14 protein-coding genes are annotated in these 13,415 nt (G+C 37.6%); 7 read left to right on the forward strand and 7 right to left on the reverse strand.

Annotation, left to right across the window (positions count from 1 at the left end; genetic code table 11):
• Positions 1–37: 37 nt before the first annotated feature.
• The 5 genes from CIL03_RS09200 to CIL03_RS09220 all read right to left on the reverse strand — a co-directional run bounded on the left by CIL03_RS09200 (position 38) and on the right by CIL03_RS09220 (position 5,181).
• Positions 38–1,615 (reverse strand): bifunctional metallophosphatase/5'-nucleotidase, encoded by a 1,578-nt coding sequence (locus tag CIL03_RS09200; RefSeq protein ID WP_094885563.1) that lies wholly within the window; start codon positions 1,613–1,615, stop codon positions 38–40.
• A gap of 66 nt (positions 1,616–1,681) precedes the next feature.
• The gene (phnE, locus tag CIL03_RS09205; RefSeq protein ID WP_094885564.1) at positions 1,682–2,482 is read right to left on the reverse strand and encodes a phosphonate ABC transporter, permease protein PhnE; all 801 of its coding nucleotides are present in this window, start codon (positions 2,480–2,482) and stop codon (positions 1,682–1,684) included.
• On the reverse strand, positions 2,482–3,297 hold the full coding sequence (phnE, locus tag CIL03_RS09210) for a phosphonate ABC transporter, permease protein PhnE (RefSeq protein WP_094885565.1): 816 nt from the start codon (positions 3,295–3,297) through the stop codon (positions 2,482–2,484). Before phnE (CIL03_RS09210) ends, phnE (CIL03_RS09205) begins: the two co-directional genes overlap by 1 nt.
• Entirely contained in the window at positions 3,294–4,070 is a 777-nt protein-coding gene (gene phnC, locus CIL03_RS09215) for a phosphonate ABC transporter ATP-binding protein (RefSeq protein WP_094885566.1), read from the reverse strand. The genes phnE (CIL03_RS09210) and phnC overlap by 4 nt, the downstream gene beginning before the upstream one ends.
• A 139-nt stretch (positions 4,071–4,209) precedes the next feature.
• Positions 4,210–5,181, reverse strand: coding sequence for a phosphate/phosphite/phosphonate ABC transporter substrate-binding protein (locus tag CIL03_RS09220; RefSeq protein ID WP_094885567.1), 972 nt, complete (start codon positions 5,179–5,181; stop codon positions 4,210–4,212).
• A gap of 253 nt (positions 5,182–5,434) precedes the next feature.
• Here CIL03_RS09220 and CIL03_RS09225 point away from each other — a divergent pair, with 253 nt between their 5' ends.
• From CIL03_RS09225 to CIL03_RS09255, 7 genes are all read left to right on the forward strand, one after another.
• Complete coding sequence (locus tag CIL03_RS09225) at positions 5,435–6,331, forward strand: diacylglycerol/lipid kinase family protein (RefSeq protein WP_094885568.1); 897 nt, start codon at positions 5,435–5,437, stop codon at positions 6,329–6,331.
• 73 nt (positions 6,332–6,404) lie between these two features.
• The gene (locus CIL03_RS09230) at positions 6,405–7,103 is read left to right on the forward strand and encodes an ABC transporter ATP-binding protein (RefSeq protein WP_094885569.1); all 699 of its coding nucleotides are present in this window, start codon (positions 6,405–6,407) and stop codon (positions 7,101–7,103) included.
• Positions 7,096–8,499 carry a hypothetical protein gene (locus CIL03_RS09235; RefSeq protein ID WP_094885570.1) on the forward strand — a complete coding sequence of 468 codons (1,404 nt, stop codon included), beginning with the start codon at positions 7,096–7,098 and terminating at the stop codon, positions 8,497–8,499. The genes CIL03_RS09230 and CIL03_RS09235 overlap by 8 nt, the downstream gene beginning before the upstream one ends.
• Before the next feature lie 24 nt (positions 8,500–8,523).
• On the forward strand, positions 8,524–8,985 hold the full coding sequence (locus tag CIL03_RS09240) for a MarR family winged helix-turn-helix transcriptional regulator (RefSeq protein WP_094885571.1): 462 nt from the start codon (positions 8,524–8,526) through the stop codon (positions 8,983–8,985).
• A gap of 387 nt (positions 8,986–9,372) precedes the next feature.
• Positions 9,373–9,666: a glutaredoxin family protein gene (locus CIL03_RS09245; RefSeq protein WP_094885572.1), complete on the forward strand. Its 294-nt coding sequence runs from the start codon at positions 9,373–9,375 to the stop codon at positions 9,664–9,666.
• An 87-nt stretch (positions 9,667–9,753) separates the two neighbouring features.
• Positions 9,754–10,131 carry a YppG family protein gene (locus CIL03_RS09250; protein ID WP_094885573.1) on the forward strand — a complete coding sequence of 126 codons (378 nt, stop codon included), beginning with the start codon at positions 9,754–9,756 and terminating at the stop codon, positions 10,129–10,131.
• A gap of 165 nt (positions 10,132–10,296) precedes the next feature.
• Positions 10,297–11,007, forward strand: a complete 711-nt coding sequence (locus CIL03_RS09255; RefSeq protein WP_094885574.1) for an alpha/beta hydrolase — start codon at positions 10,297–10,299, stop codon at positions 11,005–11,007.
• Between the two features lie 295 nt (positions 11,008–11,302).
• Here the strand turns inward: CIL03_RS09255 and CIL03_RS09260 are convergent, their stop codons facing one another.
• A complete protein-coding gene (locus CIL03_RS09260; protein ID WP_094885575.1) occupies positions 11,303–12,160 on the reverse strand; it encodes a DegV family protein in 858 nt (285 codons plus the stop codon).
• Between the two features lie 61 nt (positions 12,161–12,221).
• The gene (locus CIL03_RS09265) at positions 12,222–13,136 is read right to left on the reverse strand and encodes a DMT family transporter (protein WP_094885576.1); all 915 of its coding nucleotides are present in this window, start codon (positions 13,134–13,136) and stop codon (positions 12,222–12,224) included.
• Positions 13,137–13,415: the final 279 nt, after the last annotated feature.

Consider the following 13,415-nt stretch of genomic DNA (forward strand, 5'->3'; position numbering starts at 1 on the left):
AACCCCATGAGATCAGCTCTCATGGGGTTTTATTAAATTATTCAGCCTTTACCACAAAATTATTTACAGCAGTTGCCTCAACTGTTTGGTGTTTTTCAAAATAGCTGCGGATCAGTTCTACGGCATCCTGCTGTATCTCTTTCATGACAGGTTTGCCCTTAAACATATTATAATTGCCGCCGCCTGTTGCACGGTAATTATTTAATACAACTTGATAGGATTCGTACGCACTGACCGGAATGTCATTGTACAAAATTGATTCAACCCGTGAACCGAATGGTTTGGATACGTTAATTGTATATTCAATCCCTTCCCACATATCATAATTATAATGCTGTGGTTTTGGTTCAACATAATCCGGGTTGACAGCTATTTTATTATCACTGTCCAGCACAAAGTATTCTGCACTTTTTTCAAGCGCTTCTTTGATATCTTTGCCTGTCAGCTCAAGTACGACAAGTGTATTGGGATACATATAATTAGAAACAATATCACGCATTGTAACAACAGAACTGAATCCTTCCGAGCTGTTATTAAGCAGGGAGGTAACCGAAATATCAACACCACTTGCATCCATTTGTACCTTTTGAATGAACTCGATAAAAGGATGCTTTTGGATTCTTGCCTGTAGTGAATCAGTAATGGACATATCTCCTTCAATATAGCCAATCGGCTGATCCAGCCATTTTTGGGTGGAGGTTTCCAGTTCTTCCATGTAATTCATTATATCCGGATCTGATTCAACGTTGTCAAGGTAGTGGAGACTTGCTTTTTTATCCGTAATACTCCAGCTGTTGCCATCCGATTCCAGGTCAATTTCAATTTCACCATAGGCCTGTCCATTATTACCAGGCTGAATAACCAATACATCATTGATCATGCCAGTTATTTTCCGATGCTGGTGACCTGTTAATAAAATATCAATTCCTTCAATTTGCTCACACATCTGATATCCTTGATTTTCTCCTGTCAATACTTCAGTGGTTTCACCTGTTTCGATATTTCTTTCAAAACCGCCATGATAAGAAGCGATCAAAATATCCGGTTTCTCAGCTTGGCGAATCTTATTGACCCAATTTTGCAAAGAAGAAAAAGCATCATCAAATTGAATCCCTTTAATATGGCCGGGGGATTCCCAATTAGGAATATAGTGTGTAGTCACTCCAACGATTGCAACCTTCACACCATTTAGGTTTTTTATGATATAGGGAGGTCCGAATTTTGGCTCACTTGTACGTTCGTTCAAAATATTTGCTGAAATCCAAGGGAAGTTTGATTGGTTTACAGCATCATTTAAAATATGACTTCCAAAGTTAAACTCATGATTGCCTATCACAGCCGCATCGATGCCAATTCGATTCATAATGCCGACCATGGGATTTCCCTTATCTGTATGATCTTTTACGTAGTGGGTCATGAGCGGAGTCCCCTGAATTAAATCTCCATTATCCAAAACAATAATATTTTTATTCTCTGTTCGTTTCTTTTTTACGATTGAAGCATATTTAGCAAGCCCAATATCTGCAGCTTCGTTTGTACCATATAAGACAGGCATTGCATTGCCGTGTACATCACTTGTATATAGAAGTGTAATTTTTTCTGTATTGTTACCCATCTGCTACATCCTTTCCATACGAAAGAAACGAAAGTAGAGGGTGCCTCTATTTCGTTTCTGTTTTAACTATACTATTTTATTTCTAATTCTTGAAGATGCAAAGTCAATGATGGTTACGACAATAATGATTGCAAGCAAAATTGTACCCATTTCATTCCAGTTCCGGTTGTTGGATGCAAAAATGATCATCGTACCAATACCGCCCGCACCCACGATACCAAGAATGGATGAAGCACGTATGTCTACTTCAAACCGATAAATCGCGAATGACAGGAACTCAGGAATAATTTGTGGCATAACGGCATAGAAAAGGATCTGAATTTTATTTGCCCCATTTGCTTCCATTGCCTGTACAACTTCCATATCAATTGATTCAATAATTTCGGAGAACATTTTTCCAAGCATCCCCGTTGAACCAATGGCTATTGCCAGAACCCCTGCAAATGCATTGGGTCCCACAGCTACAACGAACAGAATTGCCAGGATAAGATCCGGAAAAGCACGAACTGCTGATAATATCCATTTCCCGATCGTTGAAAATATTTTTCCACCCATCATATTATGTGCTGCAAGAAATGCGAGAGGTACCGCTAGTATTGCTGCCATCAGGGATCCGGCAAAAGCAATAAATACTGTTTCAAGCATACTCAAGGCAACTTCGCCAGTCGCTGTCCAATCCGGACTGAATAACTTTGGAATTACCCGCTGAAAGTTATTTGCAGCACGCTCAATTGCTCGTCCCCAATCAATATCAATACTGACAAAGGTCCATACATATAAAGCGATGACTAATAAAGTGATAATTATCATTTTCAGCTTTTTATAAAGAGAGTTCTTTGGTTTTGGAGGTAATGAATAGGTTTCCATCAGATCAGCGCCTCCCTTAACTTCGTACTGATATATTCAATAATGATGACAACTGCGAAAATAAGAACAATGATCATCATAGCATTCGGATAATTATAAAACCCGAGCTGCTGGTTTAAAATAAGTCCAATACCACCTGCACCAACAAAACCAAGCACAACAGAAGCCCGAATGTTAATCTCAAATACATACAGTACTAATGAAGTAAATTGTGGCAGAACTTGCGGAACCAGTGCATACCAGATAACCTGATAAACATTCCCGCCAGAAGCCCGCATTGCCTCTAATGGGTTCATATCAACTGCTTCAATTGTTTCACTGATTAATTTTGCAAGGATACCTAATGAAAATACAACAAGTGCTAAAATACCAGGGAATAAACCAATTCCAAATAACCCTACAAAAATAACGGCCAAAACTAAATCAGGGATTGTACGAAGGATATTTAATACAGTCCGGGTTGTATAATATAATGGTTTAAATGTTGTTACATTCCGTGCGGCCAAAACAGCTAATGGTACAGTTAGAATTGCTGCTATAGTAGTCGCGATAATTGCCATCTGAATCGTTTCCACCAATGGTCCCCAAATTGCTCCGATAACACCAAAGTTTGGCGGGAAGAACTTTTCCATTACTGTGAACATGTTCTCAAATGCTCCAGAGAATCCGCCAACCATTTCCTTTTGCGTCCAGAACATACTGAATAAATAAATCCCTAAAATAACAAAAAATATGATGCTTACCTGTACTTTTGTTTTAACAGGGTAAATAGGTGGTGTTTTCTTTTCAGCTAATGAATTGTTTTCATTTGTCACGATTCATCTGCCCCCCCACGCAAGTCATCCTCACGTATGGAACGGCCGTAAATTTCTTCAAACGTCTTTTCTGATACTTCTGAGACCGGCCCGTCAAACACTACTTCTCCGGCACGCATACCGATAATGCGATCGGCATATTCCATTGCCATATCGATGAAATGAAGGTTTACTATTGTCGTAATGTTATCCTCTTTGTTGATTTTCTTTAAATAAGTCATCACCTGATGTGAAGTCGGAGGGTCAAGAGAAGCCACCGGTTCATCAGCTAAAATGTATTTAGGTTTTTGTGTAAGGACACGTGCAATACTGACACGCTGCTGCTGCCCGCCACTTAGTTCGTCTGCACGATTATAGATTTTTTCATCAATATTTACACGTTTTAAACTTTCATATGCCAGACTAATGTCCTCTTTTTTATAAAGATTGAGTATCGATCGTAATGTTCCTGTATGACCCAACCGGCCAGCCAGTACGTTTTTCAACACATTAGAACGTTTAACAAGGTTATAGTTTTGGAAGATCATGCCAACCTTTGTGCGCAATTTCCGAAGGTTGCCGCTGCGATAGTTAAGAATGTCCTCACCATCAACTTGAAGCGAACCGGAAGTTGGGGTAACCAAACGATTTATACTGCGGATAAAGGTAGATTTTCCTGCTCCAGATAAACCAACAATTACAACAAACTCCCCGTCTTTAATCGTTGTATTTATTTTTTTAAGCCCTTCTGTGCCATTGGGATATACCAGGCTTACATCCTTAAATTCAATCATAATATGTACTTCCTCCAATTACAGACTTAAAACCTAATTAAATTCTTATAATTAGGAAAAAAAGGGGAGTGTTTCTCCCCTTTTGAAATATTTAAAGCATATATACTTTCCGGAATACACTTCGCTAACAGATTTATTCTTATAGTTCAATGTTATCTTTGAATTTTTGGTAAGTATCTTTTACTACTTGATACTCTTCATCAGTTGCTTCATCAATTTCATCCCAGTTATACACGTCATTCATGATTTGGATCATTTCTTCATCTTCGTTAAATGACAAGAAAATGTCTTTGATTTCTTGAACCAGCTCATCATCGAGTTCTTTTGTAACAGAGATCGTATCATTAGGAATCTCGTCTGTATAACCAAGAACGGTTAGTTTATCCATTACATCAGGATATTCTTCTTCAAGCTCTGTACGTACATCATCAAAAGTAGTTGCTACATCAGCATCGCCTTCATAAACAGCAATAGCTGAACTATCATGTCCGCCTGATTGAATTGTTCCACTGAAGAAGTTGCTTTCTAATTCTGGTGCAGATGCATAATCAAATTCTTCCATTAACTGACTTGCAGGGAATAAGTAACCTGAAGTTGATCCCTGATCAGCATATGCCCAAACTTTTCCTTCTAAGTCTGCTAAACTTTCAATACCAGAATCAGAACGTACCAGATATTGTGCTTTATAAGTTCCTGAACCGTAACGGATGGATTTTAAGATTACTTCAACATCATATTGCTCATTTGCCAAAACATAACCAAATGCAGGAATAAATCCAATTTGAACTTGGTTGGCACCCATTGCTTCAACTAATGCGTTATAATTGGTCATAACCTGACCTTGTACTTCTATTCCTAATTCTTCACCTAAGCGTTTTGCTAAAGGTTCTACTGTATCAGCGATTGTATCAGAATCCTGTGATGGAACGAATCCCATTACCAGTGTTTCCGGTGTTTCGGTTCCTTCAGCTTCTTCTCCGTTATCGCTGCTTGATTCTGCGTCGTCAGATCCATCACTTCCATTGCTGGAATCTGCGTCATCTGAACCTCCGCATGCTGCCAGTACAAGTGCTAATGCCAATACAAGCAAAAGACTATAAAGTTTTTTCATCTTGACCCTCCTAGGTAATATGTATATAAATTATCTTACTCTTATATTAAATAACATTTAGGCTTAAATTGCTAGTCTATTTTCAGTATTTTTACAGGATCTTTACAAAAAGTTACATGATAATGTGCTGATTAGTATGTCACAATAACATTTCATTGTATTAATTATTTTTTTCATCGTTTCATAAGGTTTACGTGTTTCCTGCCAGCAATAGTGGTATTAATAAAATAAGCACGAAATGGGAGTGATGGAAATGCCGTTTTATCAAAAAGGTGTATTTTTATATAAAGGAAATCATGATAAGAATGTAACATCCAAGAAGTTAGCCCAGACATTGCCTGCTATTGGTCAGGCTGTTAAAGAACTGAAAGTGATTCAAACGGAAACAATTAATGAGGTGAAAGAAGTATGCAAAGCCGCAGCAGGTGAGGCGGATATTCTATTTATTCTGGGTGGAGACGGAACCGTTCATGAATGTGTAAACAGTATTGCTGAACTGGAAAAAAGACCTGTTATATCAATCTTGCCTGGAGGTACATCCAATGACTTCAGCAGAATGCTAAATATTCCGCAGAATCTGCAGGCAGCTGCAGAAGCAATAACCGACGGAGAAATAATTGATGTAGATCTAGGCAAATCAAATGATCGATATTTTCTTAATTTTTGGGGGATTGGACTGGTTTCTGAGACATCACAAAATACAAATGAAAACTTCAAAAAGAGCTTTGGAATACTCAGTTACTTTTTAAGTACATTACAGACGATAAATCAGGTGGAACCATTTTCATATGAGATTACAGCTGACGGAAAAATTCTGGAGGGGGAAGCGGTAATGATTATCGTATTAAATGGAAAATTTCTTGGAACAAGGGAGTTGCCTATTCCAACAGTAAGCCCAACTGATGGCAAGTTGGATGTGCTGGTCGTGAAAAACTCAAGCCTTGCATCCTTTAGAGAGCTTTTGTCCATGAATAATCCTGAAACTATTGCTGATGAATTAACCGAACTCACACATATTCAGGCTGAGCAGGTAAAAGTAGCAGCAGATGAAAAAAAGGAAATTGATATGGATGGTGAAATGAAAGGGGAGACACCCGGCGAAATAACTGTGCTGCCGGGACATCTGAAAATGATAAAGGCAATTCAGTAAATACAGATTAGTGAAACCTTTTTAAGCCTTCACCGTATTGACTACTAACGAAATAATTAGGCTGGTGATACATATGAAGGTATTGGAAGTATCTCAGGTATGTGCAGAAATAAATAATACCAGATTGCTGGATGACATTTCCTTTACAATGGAAGACGGATCAGTTCTTGCTCTAGTCGGGCATAATGGGGCAGGGAAGTCCACATTAATGAAAACAATCCTGGGAGTACTTGAAAAGTCACAGGGGAAGATCATAATAAATGAAGATTACAACCAGGACGATGCATTTTTAACCTTTAAACAGATGATCTCTTATCTTCCTGAAGAACCGCTTCTGTTAACAGAGCTTACAGTAATGCAGCATTTCCAGCTGTATGGAATGAGCTATGAGCTGGCGGAAAAATTGCTCAATGAACGAATTGAACGTTACGTTGAAGGGTTTGAGCTTGAAGATAAACTGCATGAGTATCCGGAGTCGTTGTCGAAAGGGATGAGGCAAAAGGTACAGACAATCTGTGCACTGCTCCCTGACACACCTTTATTGCTGATTGATGAGCCATTTATTGGACTTGATGTTTATGCAATGGATTATCTCGAGGAATTAATTAAAGAAAAAGCAGCAAATGGAACAAGTATTTTACTGACAACCCATCAACTGGAACGGATAAAAGAAATTGCGGATGAATTTTTAATGCTGCAGCATGGAAAAATTCAAAGCCAGGGAGATATCGCTGATTTTCGGACGATCCAAAGGAGATCGAAGAATGATTAGACGAGCTCCAGTGTGGAAAGCATATTCGCTAGTAAGAAAAGGCAGATTCCGCAAAAAAATGAAAATGAATAAAATGGCCTTTGATTTAATGGTTGATAAAACAACGGCAATATACTCATTAGTTGTAGCTGCGTACATGTTTTCAAGCATCTTTATCTTTGGTGATATTTTAAACGAGTTTCATGATTATTTTATTTTTATGGAGGAAAATGCAAGAAGCGGCTTTTGGCTATTGTTAACAGCTTTGCCAATTCGATATATAATGAAATCCTTTCGTGAGCCAGGGTTAAAATTTTCCAGTTCAGAATATCAGCTGAGCTTGCTTCCATACAGCAGGGGGAAGATCTGGCTGCTGACCGTTGCTGAAAAATGGATTAGGCAGTGTGCAGTGTATTTAATTATGGGCGGGCTGGTTATATTGCTGACACCTATATCAGCTTCCCTGATACTATCTTATCTTGGATTGATTTTGGTATATGATATTATCATGTCAGTTCCGCAATGGAAGCTTTTCCAGGAGAAGTTCCTTATAAAAGCAGGCTACTTGCTGCTTGTCATCTTAATTAATTTTGTGGGAGCCTTAACAGCATCACCATTAGCTGGTCTGCTGCTGATTAGTGGTATTATTTTCATAAATATTATTTTAATACCTCATTTGTTCAAGGGTGTTAATTGGTCAAAAGTTACTGAAATCAGTGATTTCCATATTTGGAATATGCTGCTTATTTCAAAGGCATCAAATACAAAATTCAAAAGGCAGAAAAAATACAGCATTTTTCAAAACTCTTCCAGACGAAAGAAACCATTTCAAAGTGAAAAAGACATGCAGCATCGTCTTTGGCAGCTTTATCTGGGGAAAAATTATGAATTACTGTTTCAATTTGCAGGGACTCTGTTATTGGTGCTTGTTGTACTGCAGTTCTTTAGTAATCTTCTGTTTCACATCGGTTTGGCAGTTGCTGTTTATGCATACGCATCCGTGTCGGCAACCTTTTTCATTGACCGGATGCAGGCAGACATTATCCAGGTTCTTCCCTGGGATTTGCAGCAATATAAGAAGCATTATTTTAAATGGATTATATACGGCGGCTGCATCCTGCTGGTTCCTGTGATTATTTACCTTGGAATAAACCTGACAGTTTGGGCACCGTTTCAATTCGTGTTTTATTGCACTTCTTTCCTTTATATTTATCATGTAAAATTAGAAAGAGCTATTGTACTTTTAGGAAAAAGAAATATCACACTGAATATAAAAGAGGGATTAGGGACGATTTTTGCATTTTTGATTGGCCTTACAGGTATTTATCCATTTATTTCAGTAAGCTTTATAATCATTTTAATCCTTTTAATGAGAAGTGAGAACAGTTCGCCGCTAAAACCAGGTGAACCCGTTTAAGTAAATTAGAAAGTAGTGAAGAGCATGAGATTAGCAGAGAATAAATTACTGGAAAAAAAGCAAGATACTTCCTTGAAGCTTTTTGTAGTTCTATCTAAGGCCTACAAAGCAGTTGTAGAACAGGTAGAGAAGGATATACAATCAAGAGGGTTGAACACAACTGACTTTGCCGTACTCGAGCTGTTATTTCATAATGGACAGCAGCCGCTTAAAAAGATAGGGGAGAAGATCCTGCTTGCGAGTGGCAGTGTTACCTATGTAATAAAAAAATTAGAGAAGAAAGGATATCTCGTTCGAAGAAATTCTCCGGATGATCGCAGGGTAACCTATGCAATAATAACGGAGCAGGGCAGAGCATTATTAAATAATATTTTTCCAGGCCACTGGGACCAAATCAAGGAGATTATGAGTGGTTTAGATGAAGAAGAAAAGAAAACCTCCATTGAGTTATTGAAGAAACTGGGGACGAATATCCGTGAAATGTAACTAAATTATTTTAACGGGCCTGTGATGCAGGTCACAGCGTGATAACGAGAAAAAATATATGATGTTAGTGGGATACGGGATGTCTCTGTTAAATAACAATAGATACAGGCAAGTCGGTATGTCTGTGCAAAAGGCAAAATGTTTATCATAGGATAAACATTTTGTTTTTTTATTCATTGCTTCATTTAATTTGTCCATTTCAAAAAGATGTTTATAGTTTTTTTAATCAGGGTAAAAATAAAAAGTCTGCAAAATACTGTCGGGTGAAATGGTTTTGTAATGTAAATGTAATTTTTCGTAAGATATTAGTTTAATAAATGAAATTATGGGGTAACTAAAAAATATAAATGAAAAGGTCATTCGATACTTCTAGGAGGTCTCTCACCTATGAGTGGAAAAAATGTAGTGGTTTATATTAGTGAGAATAATTCACAATGTAAAAAGTTAATGAATGAAATGGATAAATGGGATATTTCATATGATACAAAAAATGTAACGCAAAATACAGAATATATGAAAGAACTTCAGGATCAGGGAATTTATGGAACACCTGCAACATTTATTGAAGACACACGTGAAGTGATTCTAGGTTTTCAAAAAAGCAAAATTAAATATGCTTTAGGTATAAATTCTGTAAATTTCTCCGAATTTGGTTCAAGCTATTATAACGAAAATTATTAAAAATAAAAATGATCAAAAACACGCCTCTGAAATTAAATGCATAATATATAACAGAAAACAAAATTGAAAAGAGGTGTGTGATTACCAATGTACAATAGGCAGTATTATTATTATCCGCCTGATGATATGTATTATACTTCGGATCCCTCGTATATGCAGCAGCCATTTAATTCAAATCCCCCAGTATATGGGAACGCGCCAAATCAAACCCCCTTTGAGTATTTTGCAAAGCCGGCTCAGCCTGAAGACTGGTCATACAATATGCAACAGCCCAATCCATCCAATTATTCGTCCCAACAGATGAATGCACCACCAAATAATGTTATGGGATATTTTCAAAATGAAAATGGGCAAATGGATTTTGACAAAATGCTTTCAACCGTTGGACAGATAGCCAACACTTACCATCAGGTATCTCCCATCGTCAAACAAGTTGGAGCATTAATAAAAACCTTTAGAACCTGAAGCTGATATGGATGCGAAGGTTCTTTTTATTAGATGAAAGTTTCTGTCGCTGAACTGTTGTTAAAAAAACACTTTTTTGGGAAGAGAATCTGAACGGAAAAAGTAATATATTATTTGAAGGTGGGGTAAAAGATACTATAGAGGAAGAAAAAGAGGAGAATTATTATGATTGGTTGTTTAATAATCCATGGCTACACGGGTGGTCCCTATGAGGTGGAGCCTTTAGCGGATTACCTGAGAGAACATACAAACTGGCGAATCGAGGTCCCAACATTGCCAGGGCATGGCAGAAAGCTTAATTTAGATAATATTTCCCATAAACGTTGGATTAAGGCAGCAGAGGATTCACTGCAGCAGTTAAAGGAAAAATATGATGAAATTTATCTTATTGGCTTTTCAATGGGTGGCATGATAGCTTCTTATTTAGCTGCCAAATACAAAGTGAATAAACTTGTTTTGCTGGCAACTTCAGGAAAGTTTTTATCCTTTAAACAAATAGGACTTGATATTGCCAGTGTAATGATGGATGGGATCAGGGGAGACCTGGGGAAAAACAAATTATATCTCCATTATAAGAAAAAATTGGGAAATGTTCCGTTTAAGGCAAATCTGGAATTCCTTAAATTAGTGAAATTTACCAGACGCCATTTAAAAAATGTGGATACACCTGTCCTGATTGCACAAGGTCAGCAAGATGGGATGGTTCCATATAAAACAGCATATTATCTAAATAAGGAGATTACATCAAAACGAAAAGAAGTGGTGTTTTTTGAACGCTCACGTCATCTAATGTGTCTGGGCAATGATAAGGATACATTGAACTTAATGGTTTATAACTTTTTGAAACATACAAGTGTCAGTGAAGAGGAACTTTAGTGATATGGTTTTAAAGTTGAGAGACAGCCTGCTGAAGTTGAGAGACACATGTTAAAGTTGAGAGATAAATAAGATTTATACAGTTATATCTCAACATTTATATGCGGTCTCTCAACTTTTATTGGTTATCTCTCAAGTTTCAGCTTTATCTCTCGACTGCGGTTTTCTATCTCTCAAGTTGCAAAAGCATTGGAAATAAAATATATAAAATATCCATATAATAACAGGAATGCCCCAGCCATATCGCTGGGGCATTCCTGTTTAACTCTAAGGCATAATCAGTTCATTCAGGTTATTATTTATCCCTGAAAAAAGAAATAACTAAAGCACCTTCTCCACCATAGGTTGAGATCAATGGTCCAGTTTCCGTCAATAATTCGTCTTTAAACGGGTATTTATTGCGGATTTCGGCAAGCACCTTTCTCGCTCTCTCCTCTGCATTGCAATGTGAAATAGAAATTACTTTATCCTCAGCATGCTTTGTATATTCACCAATTTGCTCAATAAAACGTCTTATTGATTTTTTATCACCACGAACCTTTTCCGATACTTCTATCGTTCCTTCAGCACTGGCTTTCATCAACAGCTTAATGTTAAGTGTTTTGGCTATTGTACCTTTTACTTTATCTAAACGGCCGCCAAGAATCAGGTTTTCAAGCGTTTTTAATACAAAAAGGGTCGTTGTTTGTTCGACGCGTTCATGGAGGTGTTCAACAATTTCAGTGAAAGTGTAATTTTCCTTCTGTTTTGCAGCTGCTTCATAAAGTAAAAGTGCGATGCCGCAGGAAGCAGTCTTTGTATTGATTACCTCTATCGTGCGGTTCGGCTCCTCTTCAAGCAGCATATCCCTGCCAATCACTGCATTTTCATAAGTACTGCTTAATCCTTTAGTCAGACTTAGCATTAGAATAGGCGTCTCTTGATCAACCTGTTTATAAGCATCATAAAAGTCATTCGGACTGGGTGCTGCGGAACGTGGAAGTTCGTTTGTTTCTTTAATTTTTTTATGAAAGGTTGGAAGATCGATGTCTACTCCACTCTTATATTGACCATCTTTAAAATGTAAATAAAGTGGAACAACAATAATATCTAATTTTTCATTTAAGCGATCCGGAATATCTGCTCCGCCGTCTGTCATTAATTGAAAACTCATTACTTCACCCGCTTCATGATTTGTTATGCTAATTATATCAGTTATTTGTGAATCTTTATACTTAATTTTTCCGACCTTTTTGTGAAATGGTTACCTTCGATTTCCTGGAAGTGCTTAACACAAACAAATAGAGACCGAATATGACAATCGAACCGCCTAATAGCTGAGCCCACGTAATGGATTCATCCAGTATAAGGTAGGCAAGTATTGCTGCCCCGACTGGTTCGAATAGGACTCCCATCGAAATTTTTGAAGTACTGAGCCATTTTAAAGCCCAGTTAAATAAGGTATGACCAAAAAATGTCGGGATGATGGCAAGGGCGATAAATACCCACCAATGGTCAGCCGGATAGTTAATAAAATTGTTTCCAAGTACTAAATTATAAAGAATTAGCGTTATTGTGCTTACACTGTAGACAATAAAGGTGTAGGTCATTAATGATAGGTCTCGTCTGACACTCTGTCCTAATAAAAAGTAAACAGTCACTGTCACAGCACCGAAAAGTGCAAGAATATCTCCGAAAAGTGCCATTCCACCTATCTGGAAGTCACCCCAGCTGATAATCACACTGCCAATTAAGGCGATAATCATACTTATCACAGCACCGGAGGAAAAACGTTCCTTGAAGAAAAAATAAGTACCAAGAAAAGCAAATATTGGCTGCAGGCTGACAAGCACTGTAGAACTGGCTACTGAAGTGAAATTCAGGGACTCAAACCAGAGAATAAAATGGAAAGCAAGAAATATCCCGCTCAGGATGGATAAAATCCAATCTTTTTTTGTAACCGAACGGAATTCCTGACGATATTTCAAAAGAATTACTGGCAGCATGATGAGTACTGCAAACAGCAGCCTGTACATTGCTGTTATGCCAGCCGGTGCCTGATCAGCCAATTTAACCAAAACTGCTGAGGATGACACAGATATTACTCCTATAACAACTGCCATATATGGATTAAATGGAGGAAAACGCATAAAATATCTCCTGTAAGCTTATTTTTTAATTGAGTAAAGAAAGTTTAATTTAGGCTCTATTTTATTCGTGGCAAGGTGAGCAATGTCCAGCCCCACTAACGGACTTCCCTCAACCGCTACAACACGTGCCAGTTCGAACCACCCCACTTCCTTGAAAAAGAAGAACATTTTTTCTGAGTATGATGATTCTTAGAGAAGCATTCCTTGTTCCGTGGGGCACACATTCCATGGGTCGCTAAACGCTCGCTTATGCTTTTGTTATTGCCAATCCTTTCTATT

Origin of the sequence: Virgibacillus indicus (genome assembly GCF_002266285.1) — a bacterium.
In the GTDB taxonomy this organism is placed as follows: domain Bacteria; phylum Bacillota; class Bacilli; order Bacillales; family Amphibacillaceae; genus Virgibacillus_K; species Virgibacillus_K indicus.